The 22744-nt window shown below is 59.5% G+C and carries 9 protein-coding genes and 5 tRNA genes; 5 read left to right on the top strand and 9 right to left on the bottom strand.

The window, feature by feature from the left end:
- Positions 1-40 precede the first annotated feature (40 nt).
- From JOE27_RS23635 to JOE27_RS23620, 4 genes are all read right to left on the bottom strand, one after another.
- The gene (locus JOE27_RS23635) at positions 41-3757 is read right to left on the bottom strand and encodes an RHS repeat protein (RefSeq protein ID WP_174141831.1); all 3717 of its coding nucleotides are present in this window, start codon (positions 3755-3757) and stop codon (positions 41-43) included.
- A gap of 58 nt (positions 3758-3815) precedes the next feature.
- Entirely contained in the window at positions 3816-6632 is a 2817-nt protein-coding gene (locus tag JOE27_RS23630; protein WP_115275602.1) for a hypothetical protein, read from the bottom strand.
- Between the two features lie 2 nt (positions 6633-6634).
- Positions 6635-9133: a hypothetical protein gene (locus tag JOE27_RS23625; RefSeq protein WP_204920383.1), complete on the bottom strand. Its 2499-nt coding sequence runs from the start codon at positions 9131-9133 to the stop codon at positions 6635-6637.
- Between the two features lie 170 nt (positions 9134-9303).
- The gene (locus tag JOE27_RS23620) at positions 9304-11100 is read right to left on the bottom strand and encodes a hypothetical protein (RefSeq protein ID WP_115275600.1); all 1797 of its coding nucleotides are present in this window, start codon (positions 11098-11100) and stop codon (positions 9304-9306) included.
- Positions 11101-11403: 303 nt separating this feature from the next.
- Between JOE27_RS23620 and JOE27_RS23615 the strand changes: the two genes are divergently transcribed.
- From JOE27_RS23615 to JOE27_RS23600, 4 genes are all read left to right on the top strand, one after another.
- On the top strand, positions 11404-11838 hold the full coding sequence (locus JOE27_RS23615; RefSeq protein WP_115275599.1) for a hypothetical protein: 435 nt from the start codon (positions 11404-11406) through the stop codon (positions 11836-11838).
- A gap of 27 nt (positions 11839-11865) precedes the next feature.
- On the top strand, positions 11866-16956 hold the full coding sequence (locus JOE27_RS23610) for an RHS repeat-associated core domain-containing protein (RefSeq protein WP_115275598.1): 5091 nt from the start codon (positions 11866-11868) through the stop codon (positions 16954-16956).
- A gap of 257 nt (positions 16957-17213) precedes the next feature.
- Positions 17214-19793 (top strand): fimbria/pilus outer membrane usher protein, encoded by a 2580-nt coding sequence (locus tag JOE27_RS23605; protein WP_196997687.1) that lies wholly within the window; start codon positions 17214-17216, stop codon positions 19791-19793.
- Positions 19790-20872: a fimbrial protein gene (locus tag JOE27_RS23600; RefSeq protein ID WP_204920382.1), complete on the top strand. Its 1083-nt coding sequence runs from the start codon at positions 19790-19792 to the stop codon at positions 20870-20872. The genes JOE27_RS23605 and JOE27_RS23600 overlap by 4 nt, the downstream gene beginning before the upstream one ends.
- 107 nt (positions 20873-20979) lie before the next feature.
- Here the strand turns inward: JOE27_RS23600 and JOE27_RS23595 are convergent.
- From JOE27_RS23595 to JOE27_RS23575, 5 genes are all read right to left on the bottom strand, one after another.
- Positions 20980-21055 (bottom strand) — tRNA-Gly (locus JOE27_RS23595).
- Positions 21056-21140: 85 nt separating this feature from the next.
- Positions 21141-21216: transfer RNA gene (locus JOE27_RS23590), tRNA-Gly, on the bottom strand.
- Between the two features lie 3 nt (positions 21217-21219).
- Positions 21220-21295: transfer RNA gene (locus JOE27_RS23585), tRNA-Glu, on the bottom strand.
- Between the two features lie 91 nt (positions 21296-21386).
- A tRNA-Gly gene (locus JOE27_RS23580) sits at positions 21387-21462 on the bottom strand.
- 2 nt (positions 21463-21464) lie between these two features.
- Positions 21465-21540: transfer RNA gene (locus JOE27_RS23575), tRNA-Glu, on the bottom strand.
- Positions 21541-21858: 318 nt separating this feature from the next.
- Between JOE27_RS23575 and JOE27_RS23570 the strand changes: the two genes are divergently transcribed.
- A complete protein-coding gene (locus JOE27_RS23570) occupies positions 21859-22626 on the top strand; it encodes a hypothetical protein (RefSeq protein ID WP_046786585.1) in 768 nt (255 codons plus the stop codon).
- Positions 22627-22744 lie beyond the last annotated feature (118 nt).

Here is a 22744-nt window from a genome sequence, read left to right as displayed (position 1 = left end):
CGCCAAAGCCCAGAAACACCGGTTACACCGTGCGCACCGCTCAAAGGGTTTCCTGCATCGCCAGGCGATCCAGCGGGTCATACGCATAGTTCGCGCTGGCTGTACCGGCCGCCCCGTTGACGCTTTGCAAACGCCCCAGCGCATCGTACGCAAGCGTGCGCCCTTGCTCGTCAAGCACCAGGTTGCCGTCCAGGTCATACTCGAGCGCGACAATAAGCGGCGAATCCTCAAGCCCGCGAATTTCGAAACCAGTCAGCTGTGCAGGATCCAGTTCATTGTCGAACTGATAGCGGGCATCGAGGGTGCCACCGTCAAAACGCGTGCGCACTCGGGAGATATTGTCCAAGGCATCGAAATCGAAGCGCTGGGCCTGGATTTTCTTGCCGTAGGGGTCGACCGGCAGGTATGCGTCTTCGCCCTCACACATGTAATCGGTCAATCTGCCACGCTCGTCGTAGGTGTAAGCCTCCTCTCGCAGCACTCGCCCGTCCTCGGTGAGCGTCTTGCTCACGATCGCATCGAGCGCATCATAAGCCTGCGCCAGCACTTGTTGCGCATCGTCAAAATCAAAGCGGCGCGACGTTTCACGCTCAAACTCATCGTACTCAAGGGTGGTCTGCAAACTGCGAACGCTGCCATCGGCATCACGCGCCTGGGTCATGATCGACCTGTTACGCCCCAGCGAGTCATAGGTGAACGTACTGGTCAGCGTACCCAGGCTGGTTTGTTCGAGTTGGCCCAGCGAATTGTAGGTATAAGACTGAACCTGCCCGAGTACATCGGTGTAACTCAACAGGCGTCCGCCCAGGCTGTGTACATAGGCCATCTCGTAGCGAGCCCCCTGCTGAACTCGCGTCTCCGACCGTACCTGGCCGGTACTGAAATAAGTACGCGAAAGCTCCTCGCCCTGCTCCTTGCAGTACAGCAACCGCGCATTCTGCTTGTCATACTGGTATTGAGCCTCGACCCCCGAGTCAATCACCGTCCGTTGCAAAGGCTCTTCACCCAACTGAGGCAGATATTGGTAACGGATTTTCTGGCCACTGGGTGTGATGACCGATTCAGGCTGACGCATGCCATCGGCATACTGCAGCACGCGCCGGCGACCGCCGGTAATTGATTCGACCATGCGACCCAGGCCGTCGAACACCTGCTCACCCAGCACGCTCTGGGTAGCGCCATCGGGGTGCAGCACCTTGATCAGCACCGGCAAGTCTTCATCGCTGTGACCAGCATACTCACGCACCACCTGCGAGCCATCGGCCAGGGTATGCGTGTGCAAGCGGTCGAACTCATCAAAGGCGAAAGCAGTCTGGGCGGCGCGGCCGTCGATTTCTCGCGCGGTGCGCCCAAGGCCGTCATAAAAGTACTGGTGCAAGCTCTCGCGCGTACCATCCAGGCGCAAACGTTCGACCCGTACCGGCTTTTCGAAAAGATTCTGCCAGGTGACGGTCTTGCCAGTGCGCAACAGGCCGTCCGCCGACTCGCGCCACTGGGTGAGGATCGGCCCTTTCGATTCTGGCGTACCGATCGGGTCGATCTGCTCATGGGTGCGCACGCCGTCGGGGCCGATTTCACAGCTGCGCTGCCCCCAGGCGTCGTATTCGAAGCGGGTGCGCAGCGGCAGATCGTCCAGCGCCAGCCATTCATATTCGGTTTCTTCAAGCAGATTGCCCAAGGCATCGTAGGCAGCGCTGTAGCTCAACCGTGGCGCCTCCTGGGCGGCCATTGTCTGCGCGAAGTCAGGGTCCTGGCGCAACTGGCGAACCACACGATTGAGGCCGTCTACGTAGCTCCAGGTGGTAACCCCTTTGACATCTTTCATGACCTGCACAGCCTGATTTCCCGTGGAGGACAACTGGTAGCTGTATGCGCGCGCGGCTTTGAACTCCTCCATGTTCGGAGCCACCGTTTCCAGCACTACACGCCTGAGCTGGTCGTACTCGTAGGCAATCTGCACCTGGTTTTCATCATAGTTGAGCAGGGGCTCGCCGATCAGCTCCGAGTACTGCAGCGTATTGACCTTTTGCGCCCCGTCGAAGCCGGTCACCGTAGCTTGTGTCTCCACTACCGGGTGCTGATTCACCACCCGTAGGGCATAGCGGTAGTCGGTACGGGTAGGCTTGCCGCCCATGCTCCGCACCTCGCTCAGGCGCCGGCCATGCAGCAGCGGATCGGCCAGCGCCTCGGCGTACTCAATCCCGGTATGGCAGAGGATGGTGCCGTCAATCACACGCACCTGGGCTTCGCTGTCTGGCAAAAGCTGGCCCTTGGCCTGAGCATCGAGTGCGCCCAAGGCGATATAGGTGAAATTTCGGCTCAGCGCCTCTGCCCTCCCCTCACCGTCGGCTGCGGGCACCAGCACCTGTGATTTAAGGGTGCGCACGAAACCTTCCGGGTCGCTCGGACAACCCTCGCTGGCCTCGGCCGGGTAATAGCTATAGCGTGTCTGTACACCATTGGCCTGCACCTCCAGGGTGAGGTTGCCGTGACTGTCGTATTGCGTGGCGGACACTTCAGTACGGCGATCCCTGGAGTTGCCTTGTAACGACCAGGCAGAGGTCACCGTGTTTGGCAACTGGAAGTTGTTCGGCTGGTCTGCGAACCCAGTGTCACTTCGTTCGTGATAGGTCGTTGTGACGGTTTCGATGCAGCCTTGCTGGGTGGTGACCTGCGAGGTCAGCAAGTGAAAGCGATTGAATGTGCGCTCAGTCATACGCAGCGCGGTGCCGTCCTGATACTGACTCGCAGTCGAACTGTAGACAAAGCTGGAACCGGTGAACTTGTACAGGTTGTCCAGCCCGTTGTCCTCCCAGGCCACCCCCGTGCCATTACCAAGGAAGTTGTTGCTACTGAAGGCATACCGCGTTTCGATATCCGGCTGCCCCCCGCCCGGGCTCAGGACATGCCGCTGCACGTACGGCACCGTTCGCCCTTGGCCGCCGGGCAAGGCATGGCCGTCATCCTTGTACTCAATGACTTCGCGTGCACCGACGGGAGTGTGCAGATCAGTCAGGCAGCGCAACTCGCCCACCCGGCGATAAGTGAATGCCCAGCGTGCCTGGTCCGCAGTTGGCAAAACAATCTTGACCAGCTCATCACCCGTGCGCTCCAGGGTGTAGCGTGCGAACGCTTCGGAATCAGGGTTCAGGTCGATCAGCACCCGTGAATGGCTACTGTAATCGATCTTGAGCAAGGTGCGCGGGCGACCGTTGACCTGGGTGTCATCGGTAATGGATGCCAGGCACGGCTCGCCGTTTACCACCTGGTAGGTCAGATTGATGCCGTGCCCGCTCGCTGCCAGCACGCGTACAGGCAAAGCCACCGCAAATGTGGGTGCCTGCGGCTCAAGCAGCTCGATCAAGCCGGACTTGTGGGCGATCCGAAAACACTTGTTCCCTCCCTCGCTGACGTTGTCGAAATGAAAACTGTCGATCTTGCGTTCAGGTATCACGGCCTTTTCGCCAGGGCCATTGTCTGCCACCTTGAAACTCTCACCCGTATGCAAGCTGAGCATGCCGCTACTGACGACAAACTGGCTGAGGTTAAGGCTCCAGCCGACACCGAATCCGGTGTCCTGGCTGTTCAGCGGGTTGTAGCCCAGGCGCAGTGGCAGCGTGGGGCCGCTGAGGTGGTTGGCAGGCAACTCGGGCAGCTCTATCAGTAGTGAATACAACCCGGTTCGCGGGTCGACACTCCCCTGCACGAAGCTGAGAAAATTGAAAGCGTTGGAATGAATAAGGGATTGCGTCGTCATAGGAACACACTCGTTCTGATAGCGGAAAAAAGTCGCCCCGCCAAGGGGCGACAAACACTTACTGAAGTTCAAGCGTCAGTGTGTTTCGGCCATCGGCTCCGCCGCCAAAAGTGGCCTTGAGCCGGTGCGCAATGCCAAAGTTGTCGATCAGGGTGAACAACAATGGCTTGTCCAGCACTTCACGGTATTTCTTGCCGCCTGTGTCGTACCAGTAGTTCAGGTTGGGCGCCCGATCCAGGCTTAACAGCAGGCTGCCTTCGGCGACGTCTTCCTGCCCCTTGAAGCCGTAATCCAGTTCCTTGAAATTCACCAAGGACTCTTTCGCCAACAACTGCAACTCAGCCTGATACTCGATGCCCGTAGACGCAGGTACCGCACCCGGGTAACGGCGTGGCTTGAAGGCGAAGCCGGTGTACGTGCAATACGACTCCTTGAGCAGTTCGCTTTCCCACCTGATCATCGAGGCGTGATCGAAACGAGCGCTGGCAAACTGCACGTCCCTGGCGCTGATCACCCAGTAATCGGTGGTGTAGTGCCAATAGTTGAAGGTATCCAGCGGCTGGCCGTGATCCGAACCCATTCGGCTGGCCACACGTTTTGCCACCATCGAGTAGTTGCTGATGCTCGGTGCCGGTACACGCACCCCTTCAAGTTGCACGACCCCCTTGGTTTCGTCCTTTTCCTGCGAGTAGTGCCAGCCATTGGAATGGTCCTGGAACTTGGCCTTGAACTTACTGACTTCCGCCTCCAGGCAATGTACATAGACAGTCACCGTGCGCCTGGCATCAGCGGGCGTGCGCAATGGCACCTGCGCAGCCGGGGTGCTGCCGGTGGGCAAGTAGTCGAAGCGATTGCGAACCTTGCTGACCGCCCATTTCCTCGGGGAACCGGTTTCGTCCGGGTCAAGCCCTTCGCACCCGGGACTCAGATAATCGACTTCAGTGCCATCCTCATGCAGGATCACCAGCGTCGAGAGTTCCAGATCACTCACTGGGTCCCAGACCACACCCTCATCGCCCTCGAACGAGTTGGTTTCGATCAGAATGTCGATACCGACCTGCTGCAGCCCATTGGCCAGCACCCGGTTGCGGTTGGCGTTGTTGAGCGAAATTTCGAACCTGTTGAGCGTCTTCCAGCGCGCCCGCAGGCTGGCCACTTGTTGTGGCCTGTTAGGCTGGTGCTCGATAACGGCAAAACCGGAATGTATGCCAGCGATACCGGCGACCACGCTGACTTCGCCCGCGTCGCTTTCAGGCGCCGTGTACGCGCCGGTGGCCGAGTCGATCTCGCCGGCACCGAACAGTACCCACCGGTCAGCGGGGTAGTCGGCCAAAGTGAACGTCTGCATCCCGCTCGGTGGCATCGTGCTCACATGAAACGGTTCAACCTTCAGCACTGGGGCACGGTTGAGTATCACCACAGTGGCATAACCACTCTCGGCGCCGCAGCTGACCTTGATACGCTGCAGCACGACCTGGGCCGCCCCCGCCTGGTCCTTGGGCACAAAGTGGGCGATGCGCGGGTCGGCAGGGTCGGGCTGCAAGATGCCATGCTCCCCCCCCTCGAGCGACCATTGCACCCCTTCACTCTGGGACGCATTCAGCTTGATCGCAGCGTCTCCCTCGCCCCAAAGCACCACCCTGGGTGATATGGCCAAGGGGTCGCTGGACTCGACCACCAAGGCCGTACTGGTCTTGTTGCCCGTTTCGCCGGCAACGTGTGCAGTGACCACCACTACTTGTTGATGGCTGACGAACTCGTTCAGCGCTGAGGCGGTATAGCGGCCTTCGACGACCTCACCGCAGGCTCGCGGATGAAGCAGGTTGCGCGCCGACCATGCACCGGCGGGTGTTCCCTTGAGTTGGTAATTGACCTGGCGCGAGGCCGCGACACTGCTCAGGGCAGGTTGCAGGTCTGCGCTTTGCGCAGTGGCCCCGATGTCACCGAACAGAATTGCATCATGCGCAACATGCTCTTCGGCCATGCTCACCTGATAAGCCTGCACCAGCATTATCCGCGCCAGCGTGTTTTCGGCACGCCGGCTCAACAGTGACGCCCGCATGCGGTCTACCAGCAAGGCAGCGTTGTAGTTGCCGCCCCCGTCATCCAGCGCGGGCAACAGGTAGGGCAGCGCAGAAGGAACGTCCCCCCGGGCAGCACTGCCGCGCAGTTGCATCAACAGCAGCACTGCACCATCGTCTTCGGGTGAGGCGCCACTGCCGCCGCCCTCAGGTGCTTTCTGGGTCACGACATCGAAGCTCTCTATCGCCGTCGCGTCATAACCCAGCAAGTCGAGTGTCAGCACAGGCAGTACCCACTCAGTGCGTTGCTGATCAAGTTGCTGCTTGATGAAGTCTCCCATCGCACGGCTGGCGATCTCGGACGAGGCCAGATTACAGGTAGGCTCGGTGACAGTGCTCAGGTCCAGGATCAACTGGCTCTGGCTGGAAAAGGGTATGGGAATCACCCTCAACACCGCCTGCATCTGCAACTGGTAACCCATGCCCTGCATCAATACATGACTTCGACGCAGCCAGGCTGGCACCCCGGAATGCTGAGCGATCGCATGGCAGGTACCGGCGATCAACTCCATGCTGACGGTGACGTGCGCCGTTCTACCGCTGGCATGCTTGAACGACAGTTGCGGGGGGCCGAGCATGAGGTTGTCGAACACGACCTTCTCGGTACGATTCTCCATGAAGTACTCGCCGCTGATCGGCAAGGTAAAATCCTGCGTCGCGAAGGCATCGACAAATTGTGTCTGGAGCAACTGATTGAAGCGCTCACGCCCGATGGCCAGGATTGCGCCCCAGCCATGCAACACACTCCCTTTTTCCAGTTCATCGAGCAGGTTTTGTTTGGAGTTGGCAGCCATGATCAGCTCCTCCTTTGAGTGCTGTGCACCTGGACATGTTCGACCAGTTCGATGTGGGTCTGCTCGTAGGGCATGGGCAGCACTGCGTAGTCCCATAGAGGGAGCCGCGTGGAAGTCTTGTCAAACGCGGCAACGATGATGTAGTCACCTTCCGCACCCGGCGTGTAGATCCCTGTCGTTGACAGATCGCCCTCGCCCTTGACCAGAAACCACTGCGTGTCCGCAGGCGGTATCTCCACATCGCCCTCGTCCCAACTTTGTACCCACAAGGCCAGTTTGAGGGTATTGTCCGTTTGCGCAGTGACCCTTATCTCGGCAGTGGTGGTTGTCCACGGAATAACCACATCCATGGCCTCTGTGTGTGCCCCCGAGCTCACGGTGACCGTGTCCAGCTGCATCAGAAAATCGACTGTACCGGAAGCCCCCGGCTGTCTGGTTGGGGCGACGTAGATACGCGTTTCCTTGTCCACCGGAATGTCCAGGTCCGAATCTTCAGCGCCCGGTAACCGCAGGGTGCCTTTGGAGCCCGGCTTCATCGCCCAGCTCAACGGAGCGCCCAGGCTGCCGCCGACCACAACGTAACGGGATGGTTTGGCAGGCGACTGGTCAGAGAATTGGCCGCTGAGCATGAAGGGGAAAACCGAAACGCCCTGCGGCACGACGGTCACCAACGCCCGGCTGACCTGATCACCGGCCGTTGCGGTAACGATGACCCGCTTGGACGTCCCCGTGATCGCGTCGCTTGCCGGCGCGGTGTAAACACCGTTGGCAATGGTGCCCTTGTCCCCTGACTCACCTGGCAGGTGATCGAGGCTCCAGGCCACAGCTGCACCAGGAAGTGGCGCCAGCCTAAAGGTCTGTGTGGTGCCCGCAGAAAGCGTGGCTTCCAGCGGTTCGACGGCGAATGCGGTGAGCTTCGGTGCCAAAGTACCCAGCAATGACAGGTCGCCAGGTACCTGCAGGTTCCGAGGCTCAGCGATTTGCTCGCTACGGAACAGCAAACCGTTCAACCGCAGCACATCGATAGACGCGCCTGCCGACGCAACCGCCGTAACCACCTGATCGAACGCGTTTTTGAAAGAAGTTTTGAAAAGGTCTTGGGCTGTTTTGAATACTTCTTCCAACCACACGAATTGCCGACCGTCGTATTGAGCCAGAGCAACATCGATCTGTTGTTCTTTTTTCACCACTTTGACACGGCCTTTGTGCTCGCCAGCGGTCTCGAGTTCAAGTGCAAAGTTTTGCCGACACGTATAGTCAATCGCCACCGGATATTTGATTGCCAGACTGCCATTACCCCCATCGGCTCTCCAGATAAACTCGTCAGACTCCAGAACCGGGTGATCCTCTTCAGACGGCGGCCATTGACCTTTCCACTCCAGCACAACAACGCCGCCCTTTGAAGCAAGCGTCATGTTCACCGAGGTCCTCAGCAAATCAAACCGCCATGCTTTGAAGCCATCGATGCGCCTGGCGGTAATTGCACCGTCCAACCCTTCATACAAAGGAGGCGTTGAAAAACGGTGTGTCTGCTCGGGGCTTGTAAGGGTGAGCCCCGGCCAAGTCAGCTGGGTAATGAAACCCGCCTGCGACTCATACTCCGGTTGCTCGTTTTCATAACCCGGGACTTTCTTGAACATCTGGGCAAGCACCTGTTTGCTCCAGACATCGTTGCCCACCAGCAGGTTCATCGTGAACGGATCCGAGGAACCCGACTCCGGCAACAAGTACGGCATGTCCTCGTCCCGGGTTGGGAAGTCGCCCCCCCGTGCACCATTGAACGCGACGCCGACCACCACTGCGCCCTCGTCCAGCTCAGCCGGATCACTGCTGACGATCGATTGCCCAGCCTTGGCCAACGAATGGGTACGCACCGCAAAAGACGTGGGTTTGAGTTCGCCCTCGACAGGCTTGAGAATATTCAGCTCCCACACCCGCTCCTCGGCCGGTAGCGCTGCGAAGGTGCGCTGAATGGCGCTGCCGACCTTTTCGTTCAAGTCTTTCCAACTCGACACTTCGAAGGTATAAGCCGACCCTTGGGAGAGGTCCAAGGTCACTCGCCCTTCATCCGTGATCGTACCGTTATTACTTTGATTGAGGTTGATGTTCATGCGTACAGCCGGGGCGCTCAACGGATCGAGCCGCGAAAGCCCTACCAGTTCTGTTTGACCACTGCCGGGCGTTCTGCGCAGTTGTTTGAACTTGCCCCCCGACACGTGCATGCTTAAACGGGCAGCCGAACTACTGATGCTGGAATTGACGAACGACAGGCTGGGCTTGTCCAGCGTCAACTCAGAAATATCCGTCCAGCTGCCGCCCTCCGTTTCCACCCGCAGGCTGATCGGTTTCAACCAGTGACTGCCATCAAACCGTTCGATATGTTCTTGCGCCAACAGCATGTTGGTTTTAAACCGGTCATAAACCAGCAAGGCGCCCCAGCCTTTCGTGCGGGGTTCGACGCTCAGGTAAGACAAATATTCTTCGAGTGTGGGCTTGGCCATTTAATGTATCTCCAGACAATCGAGTCTTCATTAACAGGCGAGCGACACCTGTCCTCAGGCCATGTAAATGCCTAAAGAAAACAGGTACGACGCACGTTGTTTGGTATCCGCAGACGCCCTTAATGGCGCAGTAGCAATGCGTTGGCCACAGGGCGGTCGGTCAGTTGGTTCTAGCGGTTCAACGTCAGTGTGATACTTCTAAACGGCGTGAAATAAACGCCGCCGTCAAAACTGAGCCGTGGCGAAATGGTAAAACTTTCGCCCATTGTCAACCCTTCCAGAAATGCCTTGGGCAACTTCGCCCTTACGCCGTTCTCGGCTTGCTCGGCAGTGACAGGAGCGCTGTCCAGAATCACCTCTTCGACCTCGCCCGTCGCGGTCACGCCACTGACCGCAACTGTCAGCAATTGGCCCTGCTTACCGAACAGCCAAGTGCCCAACGCCAGGTCGGCCCCCGCTGCCGGTACCTTCGCCAGAGAGAGCCCACCTGCATCGGCCTGCGTGCAGGTAATCTGTGGGTAGCTGGTGCTGGGCACCGGCGTAATCCGAAGGTTGTAGGGCGCCGAGTCGACTTGGCCGGTAGCACCGATCAGCCGGTAAAACACCTGAAAGCGCCTGGACTCGTCCTTTTCGCCGCGCCCAAAATTGGCTGGCACATAGTCTTTGGGAATGAAGAAGCGAAGCGGGTTGGCCGGGCTGACCGGCTCCTTGGCTATGTACTGGCCTAGCGCTGACTGGCCCATCCAGTGCACCTCGGCAAGCTCCCCTGGGGCCAGCGTGTCTGCAGGCACTACGACGTAAACCCCGTCCTTGGCTTCAAGGCCGGGGATGCGGCCAGCATCAGCCGGGCCTTCTGGAATGGCACCCCTTACATCGGCGGCAGGCAGCGACCGTATCAATGCCACAGTCACCTGAAGCTCACTCGAGCTCAAGTTGCCTCCCTTACGTCCATACAGGTAACTCAATCGCACACTGCTACCGGCGTTTTGCATCACATTCTCGACGGGCACTCGAAAAAAAAGCGAGCCGGCAGCCAGGCTGCTGGGATCGACCCGCGCCGCCTGGACCAAATCACCCGCCGGGCTGCGCCAATGCAGGACAACATGGTCAGACACCTGCATACCTGGATACGCCGGCACCGCAATGGCCAAACCATTGCGAAACTGTGTCGGGTCCAGAGGGTCACCTTCGCTGTGGCCCTCGATGCGCGGGGCAGCGAGCAGGTCGGGCAACGTTGCCTTCGAGTCGATTTCCCAGCGCTGCAGAGGCGAATCGACACTACCACCGTCCACCAGGTCAATGCGGTAGAAGCCTTCCATGTAGCCTTTTTCCAAGAAACCGAACCAGTTTTTGGGCACATCGGCAGACAATGGAATCTTGTCGAAATGGTCTTTTGTCACGGTCAGCGTACGCGACCAAACGCTATCCTCCACTCCGTCCTCGTCATACCCCACCAGTTGCAGCGTGATCGTGTCATCTACCTGCATGGCCTGATACGGTGCAACTAGCATCGTAATTGCCCCACCGGCGGGCAAGGCACCTGGCTGAAGTGTCAAGCCATGTGACGGCAAGGCATGCAGCACCGAAAGGGTTTCCGGTTCGGTCCGTGCGCGCAGCCCTACGTAACAGAACTTACGCAGGGACTCCTGCCCATCGTTGACCTGATAAGAGTAGAACGCCCAACCCCCTTCGGCGGCACGGAGCCTGTCGTTGCGGATAGTGACCTCAAGCCCATTGGCCACATCCTCCGGGCCAACTTGAAGCTGCGCTGTAACATCATCAAACGCCTCGCCGGACGGGCTGGCACCCACCCAACGGGGCCGAACAAAGTCTCCATCTTGCATACCGGTATATTTAATGTAGGTCATCAGGTTCCGGCCACCCAATGCCGTCAGATCAACTTCATCATATTCATTCAAATCAGGAACTTCTGGTTCCTCGAGCAATGCTCTGTGCTGCGCACTCATGTTTAACGACCTCGGATTAAAGACGGTGGATACCCAACCGTGGTAATGGCTGAATAACGCCGTTGACGGTTGATAAATAATGAAGGCGTTACCCCCTGCCCACCGTGTACCGCCTGCGACTGATCTGAACTCAGTTATAAACCGCCCTGAATAAGCCGGACAACTGGCAAAACTACTAGGTGCGCCTTAAGGCCAACTCTCCTAGCCTTTGATCAGGCTTTACAGGCCCTGCGCGCGAACCTGCGCTGACATTGGCGACTCACACCCAGATGAGTGAAGCGCTTAACCAATGAGGTTTCTGTCATGACACATGAAAATACTCCGCTTCAATCAGGGGTCATTATCGTTACCGATCCCGACCAGGATTCCCGGGCACTCAACATCCCTGTAATTACCAAGGGCGGCACCTTCACACTTGACCTGACAAGCGGCGACACTCGACTTGGCACACCGCGCAAAATTCAAATGGACGACATACCGTCTGCATCACTGATCACCTTGTATTCCAGAAATATGAAGGCGGGTGAACCCGAATGGAGTTTGCGCTTGAAAACCACGCACCATACGGCACGCTTGAACAATCAGGATGTTGATTATTTCTTCAACACCTATATTGCCAACGACTTTATCAAAGAGGGTTTGGGTATCGTCGTAGAGGGCAAAAGCACGGGTACAGTCAAGCGCGACACCCTCGGCAAAGTGGTCGTTGTAACTTCACCTACCCCCCCCACCCGCTGAGCTGAGTGGTTTCACGAGGAACACGGTATGTCTTTGCATTCCAATGCGTTCAACTTCATGAGTTTCGTTCAAGGCAGCGTCGATCCACGCACCGGCCAATATACGCTCGGTATCGATTTGCCGGAGCTCAACGCCAACGCGCTGTGCGGCCCCAACCTGCCCCTGCAACTGGGTTTCAACCCCCTGAACGAACGCAACACCGGCTTTGGCATCGGCTGGAGCTTGAAACTGACCAGGTTCAGCGTGCCCAACGGCATGCTTGACTTGCACACCGGCGAGAGCTTCCATGTCGCCGACAATGGCCCGGGAGAAACCGCCGTTATCACGGAGCGCAAGCTGGAAAGCTTCCAGTTCCGCAATATCAGCGAGGGGGAAAAAAAACGCTTTCGCATCGCGCACAAGTCTGGGCTCACCGAGATCCTTGAGCCACAGGCCCCCAACTTTGAAGTGGCCCTGCCGGTTCGAGTGCTGGCGCCTTCGGGGCATGGTATCGACCTGCTTTACACCCCGGTCAATGGCCAGCCTTGCCTGGCGACGATTCGAGACGACAGCCAGCGCACCCTGCTGAACATCGACTACGGCCGCAACGACCAGGTATTGCTGGACCTGCAACCAGAGACTGACGCCCGAGCCCGGTTCAGCCTGGGCCTGCAAGGCGACCAACTGATCAGTATGACTTTGCCCGGTGCCGACCAGGCCAGATGGGAGTTCAGCTATCGAGCCATCGGCGGGTCGTACTACCTGACCCGCTTGAGCAACCCGGTAGGTGGTGTCGAGACAGTGACTTACAAGGAAGACGGCCACGCGCTTCCCGGGGTTGCACAAACACTGCCCTATGCCGCCGAACATGTTCTCCAGCCCGATCCGCTGGATGAAACAACCCACATGAAAAACACCTACACCTTCAGCAGCAACAACTTTCTGGGCAACGGCGCGGGCGTCACTTGGACCGAAGGCGGCGAAGACAACCTCTACAAATCGACACAGGCCGGCTTCAGCTACGAATCCACGGCAAGCCACTACCTTGATGGCCAGGTACTGCGCACCGTCAAGCGCAGTTTCAACCGTTTCCATCTGATGACCGAACAGGTCACCACCCAGCAAGGCTGCATCGAAACCGTCAGCACCACCTATCACGAACTGGCCAATCGGCAATTCGCAGACCAGCCGAATTATTTCCAGTTGCCGCACAAGGTCACCAAGACCTTCACCCTGGAAGGCAACTCGCAAGACCGTCGCGATGAAACCCAGCTAACCCGCTATGACGCCAGCGGCAATCTGGTTGAAGAAATTCAGGCCAATGGCATGCGCACCGTGCGCGAGTACTATCCCAAGGAGCAAAGCGACGGCTGCCCGGCAGACCCGGAAGGTTTCGTGCGTAACCTCAAGTGCGAGACTGTCTACCCGGCCCCGGTTGATGATGACACGCTGCCAGCAGCCCCGATCAAACGTAATCGTTACCGCTATGTGCAGCTGCCCGGCCTGCGCCAGAGCACTTACAACGCGCTGCCTGATGGCTGGCTCGCGCTCGAGCAGGAAGACACCTTCGCGGTCACCCCCGAGCAGGGCGAGGAACATGAGACGCTGTTGCACAGCAATCATCGTACTTACTTGAACATGCCTGAAAAGCCACTTCTGCACGGCCGAATCGATCAGCATCAGTTCAGCATGAATGGTGTTTCGGCGGGCCGCCGCTGGCGCTATGAGTTGATCAATGACCCTGCAGGGCAACCTACCTGGATGCAGACCCGGGAGACCTACAGTGCGCCGTGCGGCACCCTGGAGGCCACCACTCGTTCGGCACAGTCGATCCTCAGTGGCCAACTGGTCGAAGAGCAAGACACCCTGGGCGTGGTCAACCGCTATCAATACGATGTGCTCAATCGCGTCGTGGAGCACACCACAGCGCCAGACGAACCGGCATACAAGGCGACCCGCCGCTTTGCCTATCCGCGTCTGAGCGAAGACGGCCGCACACGCACCTGCGAAGAAGTCATCGATGCCAAAGGAGTGCTCACGCGCATCGTCTACGACGGCCAGAACCGGCAGATCAGGGAAGAGCGTGAGGTCAGTGCCCCGGGCAACCCGCAACAGCGCCTCCAGTACACTGTGTCACAACAGCGCTATGACTCGGTGGGCCGCCTGATCGGCGAAACCTTCTACGACTACCCGCCTGACATCGTCGGTACTCAGGCGCTAGCGCCAGATGTGACCCGCAACTACAGCTATGGTTACGACGGCTGGGGCGCGCGCAGCGAGGTGCTTCGCCCAGATGGCATCAAGGAGGTGACGCACGCAACTCCTTTCGGTGACGGTGGCGATCTTGTCACTCGCTGGCGCGAGAGCCCGGATGCACCGGGGGTCAAGCAACAGCTACAAGTCAGCCAACTCAATGCCTTCAATAAACCGGTCTTCGAGTATCGCCAGCTCGAGCGGGGCGACCAGCCAGCCATTCAGGCGGGCCGCACGGACTTCGTGTATGACGGGCTTGGCCGCTGTATCAAAGACACGTTCAGTTTCACTGAGAGCAGCACCCAGGCAGCACGACGCGTCACCGAATACGTCTACGACGTTTGGGGGCGTATGGCCGAGACCGTGCGCCCGGACGGCACCGCACTGATCCGTCATTTTGCCCCGCAGAGCACCGGCGAGCTGACCACCTCGCTGCAGGTGCGCAAGGCGGGCGCCAGCGACAGCCAGACGGTTTGCGAGCGAGCGTTCGACGGCCTGGATCGCTTGGCCAAACTCAAAGTAGGCCCGCGGGTAGAAGAATACACCTACCACGGCACAACCCAGCTGGTGGAAAAACGCACCGCCTACACCCTCCAGAGCACCGCCAAGGGCATGCGCAAGCGGGTGATCGGCTATCAGTACTTACCGCAGTTGACCGCGCAACCCACTCACGTGAACGCCAGTATCGAAATGGATGAGCAGGTACTGACCAACAGCACTCTGCAAGCCAATTTTGCATACGAACCGCTGAGCGCAGACATTTCCACTGCTGGCAACAGCAATGGGAGCCGCGAATACCAGTATTCCGATCAGGGCTACCTGGCAGCAGAATCCTGGAAGGTCGCCGGCCAGCTCAAGCATCACAGCGACTACCGCTACTCGCTGCAAGGCCAAATCAGGGCCCTCGAGCACTCCGATGTCCACGACAGCATCTATGGCCATGACGCATTGGGCCGGGTCACCAGCATCGAGCAGGGCACCCTGCAAGCGGCGTTCGAATACAATAGCCAAGGTTTGCTCGCCTGTACCACCACCCGCGACAGCGCCAATGCCGAGCGCCATGTGCAGTGCACGCAGGACTATGACTCGCTGGGACGCGAGGTAAAACGAACCCTGAGCGCAACCGGCAGTGAAATACAGGTCATCACCCTGACCTGGCTGGACAACGACATGCTGCAAAACCGCACCCTGGAACGCGGTGGTAAAGAGGTACGTAAGGAAACCTTCGAATACGATGAGCTCGACCGCCTGGTCGCGCACTACTGTGAAGGGGAGGCACTGCCGTGCAATGCCAAGGGGCGGCCGATCAGCAGCCAGCTGTTCCGCTTCGATGAGCTGGACAACCTCACCCGCTGCCAAACCGTATTTGCCGATGGCAACACCGACAGGGCTGACTTTACTTATGCCTCCGATGGCAGTTTCAAACTGTCAGGAGTCAAGCATCGGCTGCTTGAGGATTACCCCGAAGAGCAAGCCTTCGACTACGACGAACTCGGCAACATGCTCAATGACGAGCAAGGACGCAAGCTGGAGTACGACGCCCTCGGCCGCCTGCAACGAGTGCTGGATGCCGACGGGCTGACGCCTCTGGTCGAATACCAGTACGATGGCCATAATGTGCTGGTGGGCTCGCTGCACCGTGGCACCCGGCAGGACGCCCGCCGCTTCCTGGGCCAACAACTGCAGTGCACCTCGCAAGACGGTGTGCTCACACAGTACCTGTATGGCGCAAACCAACCCTTGGGGGTACAGCGCTACCCTACAGATCCCGCCGCCACGCAACTGCTGCTAAGCGACCTGCCCGGCAGCGTCATCGGCGAATGCGATGCTGACGGCACCCGCCATGCAGACTATAGCGCCTACGGCGAACGGCCTGAAGACAACGGCATGCGCAGCCTCCTGGCATTCAATGGCGAAGCCCGCGAGGAGGTACTTGGCTGGTACCTGTTAGGCAGCGGCTATCGCGCCTACAACCCCGCGCTGATGCGTTTCCACAGCCCGGACTCGTTTAGCCCCGAAGAGTCGGGAGTCAACCCCTACCTGTATGCCCTGGGCAACCCAGTCAACTGGCGCGACCCAACCGGGCACCGCTCTGAGGGCGTTTCGCCGCATCGCGATCCCCCCTCGTATGTCGACCCGCCCGAGAAGCCGAAGACGCCGTGGAGCGCATGGTTGGGGGTGGGCATCGCCGCTTTGATGCTGGGCGTATCAGTAATCACGATGCCTTGGACGGCACCGGCGAGCATCGGTATCACCCTCGGTTATATTGCAGGAATAGGCGGAGTAGCTGCCAACGCAGCGGCGCTAGGCATTCAAGCCTACTTGACGGCGACCAACGACGATAATGCCAACTTGGGCTACATTGCCTATGGGCTCAGCTTTCTGGGCGGCTTCGTCGGGGGTGTGGGGATCAATAGCGTCCGCGCTGCACTGCGCACAGCCAGGGCCGCCCAATCCGCGAAGGCGATGGCCGGTTATCAGGCGGCGAAAAAGGCCTTCTTCAAGAATGTCGACGACTTCCAACCCCCCAAGAACACAAATTCGCAGCAGTCGCCGCGAAATCCACCGCCCATGTCCCGCCAGGGGCCCCAGCAGTCCAGCCAGGGGCCCCAGCACCGCAATTCGTCAAGTTCGTCAAGTTCGTCAGACAACTTTGAAGGGCCGGGTCCGCAGACCAATGAAAACCATCAGTCGCCCCCACATACCCCTCCAAGCTCTCGCAGGAATCCGCAGTCGAACAACTCTCAAAAGGGTGGCGGTTCCAATACCGTTCTCGAATCAGTGCCGCCCAGTCCATGGAGACCGATTCCGGCTGACCTTACCTTAGTAGGTCTAGGTCAAAAAATAGCCTGGAGAAATAACGGCACGGAGTGGAGGATCGAATAGAGTTAACAAAAGCGTTAACTGATATGAACTCCCGCTGCGCATTGCGGCGGGAGTTCATTGCATTACGTGGACGACTCCACCGCAAAGCAAAGACCTTTCCTACATCCCACCTCCCCGCGCCAGCCTAACCTAGCGCCCTCGAACACGCTGTACCCAGGCCCTGATGCGGCCGGTACGCCGCTGCTCAACCCACGCACCACACATCGCTCACCGACCGCGCCCAGGCATTGATCGGTAGCGCAGTTCAGGACCCTCCCATGCTCCAATTTGACCGGCGCAGGCCTCTGCCGTCGCGCCTGCGCTTCGCCCTGCAACCGCCATTGATGGGCGGTTGCCTGACCCTGGTGCTGAGCGCCCCCTCTCTTGCCGCCGACCTTCCTGCACAGTTCCAGGCAGGCTTCATGCGCCAACCCCCTGGCCAGGCGGCAGAAGCCGGTGCGCTCGCGCTGCAGACACTGGCGGCCCAGACGCCGCTGACAGCCGGGCGCTATCGCGTGGCACTGCTGGTCAACCTCACGCCCGTCGAAGAACGCGAGATCGAATTCCATGAGGCCACCCAAGGTACAGGCCTGCAAGCCTGCCTGACCAGCGAACTGTTGCGCACTCTGAACCTGCGTGAACAGGCACTGGAAACGCCCCTGCCCGACGACGATCGCTGTGTCGACCTGCCAGCGCTGATCCCGCAAGCGAGCGTCGATTTCGACCCGTCGCAACTGCGCTTGTCGCTGTCCATTCCACAGATCGCCCTGCGCCAGGACCGCTCGGGCAACGTGCCGCAGGAGCGTTGGGATACTGGGATCAATGCTGCCTTCGTCAACTACCAGGCGTCTGCCCAGCACAGCACCAGACGCGACGGGCGCAACTCCAGCAGCCAGGACCTTTACCTGAGCAGCGGGCTCAACCTGGGGCCCTGGCGCCTACGCAGCCAGCAGGCCTTGCGCGAGAATGAAGAAGGCCTGCGCCGCTGGACACGCACCGACACCTACGCACAGCGCGACCTGCCCGGCCTGTATGCCAACCTCACGCTGGGTGAGACTTTTACCAGCGGCGAGGTATTTCGCACCTTTGCCTTCTCCGGTGCACGCCTGGCCTCGGACCAGGGCATGCTGTCCGACACCATGCGCCAATACGCTCCGGTAATCCGCGGTGTCGCACAGAGCCGGGCCAAGGTCGAAGTGCTGCGCAGCGGGTTTGCAATCTACTCGACCTACGTCGCGCCCGGGCCCTATGAAATCGATGACCTGAGTGTCGGCTCCGGCAACGGTGAGCTGGAAGTCGTGGTCACGGAAAGCGATGGCCAGGTCAGCCGTTTCATCCAGCCCTATTCATCGCTGGGCAGCCTGTTGCGTGAAGGCGTCTGGCACTACACCGCCACAGCCGGCAACTACAATGGCGCGAAGCACCTCGACAACCCGCGCTTCTGGCAGGGCACGCTGGCCCGCGGCGGCGCCTGGAACACCACCCTCTACGGCGGCGTGCTCGCCAGCGACCATTACCGCGCCACAGCACTGGGCATGGCCCGTGACTTTGGCGAGCTGGGCGCGCTGTCACTGGATGCCACCCAAGCCAATACAGACTTGGGAAGCACGCTTGGCCGCGTCCAGGGGCAAAGTTATAGCCTGCGCTATGGCAAGAGCTTCCAGACCCGCACCAGCTTGCGCTTTGCAGGCTACCGCTATTCCACCGAGGGCTATCGCGACTTTGACGAGTCCGTTCAGCAGCGCTATGCCGATGCTCGGTTTGCAGGCAGCCGGCGCAGCCGGGTCGAAGCCTCGATGTACCAGAACCTTGGGCGCAGCAGCTCACTGAGCCTGACGCTGTCCCAGGAAGACTACTGGCGCAGCGACTATCAGCGCCGCCAGTACCAGCTGCAGTACAACACACGCGTGGACAAACTGGCGATCAACCTGTTCGCCTCTCAATCGCTTAGCGCGCGCAATACCAACAGCCGCTTGTTCGGGGTAAGCCTGAGCCTGCCGCTTGATTTCGGCCGCCGCCCGCACACCGCCTCGTTCAGCCTGCAACATTCCGACGGCAAGCACAGCGAGCGGGCGAGCCTGCAGGGCGGCCTGCTGGATGATCGTCTCAGCTACCATGCTTCGCTCGCCAGCGACCAGAACAACCGCCAGAGCGGCGCTGTGGCGCTCGCGTATCAAGGCAGCCAAGGCAGCTTTGGCGTGGGTTACAGCGAAGCAAACGACCAACGCAGCCTGTCGCTGAACGCCAGCGGTGCGCTGCTGGTACATGCCGACGGCATCGCCTTGGGCAGCTACCTGGGCGAGAACCCTGCCCTGGTCCATGTTCCCAACGTCGCCAACGTCGGTGTGCAGAATGCGTCCTCGGCACGCACCGATGAGCAGGGCTATCTGCTGGTCTCACACCTGAACCCCTACCGGATCAATTCACTGGTGCTGGACACCGACCAGCTATCACCCGAAGTGGTCATCGACAATGCCAGCCAACAAGTGGTGCCTCGCCGGGGCGCAGTGATCAAAGCCCGTTTCGATGCACGCAAAGTGGTGCGCATGGTCCTTACCCTGCAGCAGCCCGACGGCCGGCCGCTGCCGTTCGGCGCTCAGGTCAGCGATACCCAGGGCCAGGCACTGGGTGTGGTCGGCCAAGCCGGACAAACACTGCTGGCCACCACCGAACCCGGCCAGCAGCAATTGCAGGTGCACTGGGGCGACATCGAAATCCAGAAATGCCATGTGACGCTGGATGCACGCGCGATGCCGGTCAGCGACGGCTATCGCATGCAAACGATCGATTGCCTACCGCACTCAGCTGACGACACCGACCCGGCTTCCGCCAACGCCCCACAGGGACACACCTCATGACCTCATCTTGCCGCAGCCACCTGCACCCACTCGCCTTGATCCTGTGCAACCTGGCGCTCGGCCTGGCGTCCACCAGCGCCCACGGCAGCTGCGCATTTGCCGCTGGCGGCCCCACCTACCTGACCTTTCAAAAAGACCTGGGCACGTTCTGGGTCCCGCGCGACGCCCCGGTCGGAGCACTCATCGGCAAAGCCAACCTGTTCGCCCGCAATGAACAGGGCACTACGCTGCAATGCTTCTATAATCCCGTCACCCCGGTGACCGCCAGGCTTCTCAACACTGCACCGTTGTTCAGCGGCAGCCTGCCACCGGTCGACGGCAAAAACGTCGATGGCCATGTGCTGCAAACCAACATCCCGGGCGTGGGTGTCTACATCGATATGGGCATCCCGTACAATGGCGCTAGTAGCAACAGCTTCACACCGGACGACGGCACTGCCATTCCCTACTCCGGGGCCATGACCCAAGATACTGTGTTCGCAGCGCAACTGAGCGCGGTCAACGGCCAAGCGCTGTTCATCAAGACCGGAGATATTGACCCAGGCCCGCAGCGGGTCAGTGGAGAGATGTTCCATGGCTTTGTCCACGACCTGGGCAAGGTGCTGGATTATCGGCTAACAGCGACGGTCAATCGCGCACAGTGCACTCTCAAAGCCGATGCGGTCAGTGCCGACCCTGTCCTGCTGGGCGATCACAAGGTAGATGACTTCAAGGGCGTCGGCACGCACACGCCGGCCACCCCCTTCCATATCACCCTCAACGATTGCCAGGACAACAGTACGCCGGGCGCCAAACGCGCAGATATCTACCTGCAACTCGACGGTGTCCGAGGATCCAGCGCCATTGACCCCGACCAAGGTCTGTTCAGCCTGACCACCACCTCGGATGCTGCAGGCATCGGTATCCAGATTCTACGCGGCGACGGCTCACCGATGCCCTTGGAGGCCGACCAATTGGTCAAAGAGCTTGACGTCGGCCTGACCCGCCTGGACTTTCAGGCACGCTACGTTCAGACCGCCCCAACGGTTAAACCTGGTGTGGCCGAAGGCGCCTTGAATTTCACCATCACTTACCGCTGAGCACGGCATCGCCCCTGCTCCAGGGGCATCGGCGTACTCACGCCGTCCATGGCAAAAAATCCAGACGCAAAAAAAGGGACCAGAGGTCCCTTTTTTCGTCTTACATTTGGAGCGGGAAACGAGACTCGAACTCGCGACCCCGACCTTGGCAAGGTCGTGCTCTACCAACTGAGCTATTCCCGCATTGTGAAGCTTTACCGCTTTCGGCGTGAAGCGTCTTGACGACCTTCACCACCACTGCACCGCATAGACGCCACAGTATTTAAACTGGAGCGGGAAACGAGACTCGAACTCGCGACCCCGACCTTGGCAAGGTCGTGCTCTACCAACTGAGCTATTCCCGCAAATGGCGTCCCCTAGGGGACTCGAACCCCTGTTACCGCCGTGAAAGGGCGGTGTCCTAGGCCACTAGACGAAGGGGACACACAACACTTTACAGTGCACCAGATTTGAACCTCACGATTCACCCTGGGTTTTCTTTTCCTGCCCCGCCGTGAGGCGCTGCAGGAGAAACTGGAGCGGGAAACGAGACTCGAACTCGCGACCCCGACCTTGGCAAGGTCGTGCTCTACCAACTGAGCTATTCCCGCAATGGCGTCCCCTAGGGGACTCGAACCCCTGTTACCGCCGTGAAAGGGCGGTGTCCTAGGCCACTAGACGAAGGGGACACGCTACAAGCATTACTGCCTGCTTTCACTCCCTGCCGCGTTCCGCTGTGTGCTTTACGCTGCAAGTGGCGCGCATTCTATGGATGCCTTGAAAGGTCGTCAACCCTTTTCTAGAAATTTATTTAAATCAATGACTTCGCTCTCTATATAGGGTGCTCGAAAGGCGTGCCCAAGGATTGGCGTTGATTTTCTGGCGGGCTGAACGCAAAGTGCCATCACTGGAGAAATCCGGCGACGAGCCGACACAGAGTCACGTGGCGCCCTGGCTGGCCTGTTCGCTACACTCTCAATGTAAAACTTCCTGATGAGGCGTTAACGGTGACACCACTTCTGATCACACTGCTCATCGTTGCGGGTATCGCGTTGCTGATCGTGATCGGCTACCTCAACAACGTGGTCGAGAACAGCAAACTGGAACGCGCGCGGCTGAAGATCGAACTCGCCGACCGCGTGCGCCGCTGTGGCGAAATCACCGAGACCTTCCCCGGCCAGTTCATGACCCCGGCGCTCAAGCTGTTGCTCACGCGCCTGGAGCTCAACCTCGATCAGCGGCAACTGGCGCTGGACAAGAACAATGCCGAACTCAAAGCACGCATCGCCGAACTGGAAGGCCTGGTTGCCCAAGGCGAGCGAATCCCGGTGAACAACCCGCCCACCCCGATCCTGACCGAGGCCAAAGCCAAGGATGTGCGCTTCTTGCTGGAGGCTTTACACACGCAGATCGTCAAGGCCACCCAGGAGAACGTCCTGCAAACGACCGAGGGCAAGCATTGGGTAAAGGAGATTCGCCACCTGCTGGTGCTGCTGCACATCGAGTTCTTCAACAACCTGGGCCAGCAGGCATTGCAGCAAGAGCAGCCAGGCCAGGCGCGCCTGGCGTTCGAGCGCGGTGTGCAGTATTTGCGCAAACAGCCTGAACCCAAGGTGTATGAAGAGCAGCTGACCTACCTGGAGAAACTGCTGGCCCGGGCCAATGCCCAGGTGTTGGACCAGATGGAGCCGGCCGAGAATGACGAAAACGCACTGACCCAAGGGCTCAAGACAGACCAGGAAGAAACCTGGAAAAAGCGGGTCATCTACGATTGATGTGAACAACGCCGGCAAGCCACAGATACAGCGCAGCCCCTGTAGGAGCCGGCTTGCCGGCGAGGGGCTGCGCAGCCCCTGTAGGAGCCGGCTTGCCGGCGAGGGGCTGCGCAGCAGC

This window comes from Pseudomonas sp. M5 (assembly GCF_016907075.1).
In the GTDB taxonomy this organism is placed as follows: domain Bacteria; phylum Pseudomonadota; class Gammaproteobacteria; order Pseudomonadales; family Pseudomonadaceae; genus Aquipseudomonas; species Aquipseudomonas putida_E.
The sequence above is the reverse complement of the archived record's forward strand: the minus strand, read 5'-3'. Positions and strand labels throughout refer to the sequence as shown.

What these genes read in the sequence shown, in the direction of transcription:
- JOE27_RS23620 (WP_115275600.1), bottom strand. Translation starts at nt 11,100, where the DNA reads ATGAGTGCGCAGCACAGAGCATTGCTCGAGGAACCAGAAGTTCCTGAT.
- JOE27_RS23610 (WP_115275598.1), top strand. Translation starts at nt 11,866, where the DNA reads ATGTCTTTGCATTCCAATGCGTTCAACTTCATGAGTTTCGTTCAAGGC.
- JOE27_RS23630 (WP_115275602.1), bottom strand. Translation starts at nt 6,632, where the DNA reads ATGGCTGCCAACTCCAAACAAAACCTGCTCGATGAACTGGAAAAAGGG.
- JOE27_RS23605 (WP_196997687.1), top strand. Translation starts at nt 17,214, where the DNA reads ATGCTCCAATTTGACCGGCGCAGGCCTCTGCCGTCGCGCCTGCGCTTC.
- JOE27_RS23625 (WP_204920383.1), bottom strand. Translation starts at nt 9,133, where the DNA reads ATGGCCAAGCCCACACTCGAAGAATATTTGTCTTACCTGAGCGTCGAA.
- JOE27_RS23600 (WP_204920382.1), top strand. Translation starts at nt 19,790, where the DNA reads ATGACCTCATCTTGCCGCAGCCACCTGCACCCACTCGCCTTGATCCTG.
- JOE27_RS23615 (WP_115275599.1), top strand. Translation starts at nt 11,404, where the DNA reads ATGACACATGAAAATACTCCGCTTCAATCAGGGGTCATTATCGTTACC.
- JOE27_RS23635 (WP_174141831.1), bottom strand. Translation starts at nt 3,757, where the DNA reads ATGACGACGCAATCCCTTATTCATTCCAACGCTTTCAATTTTCTCAGC.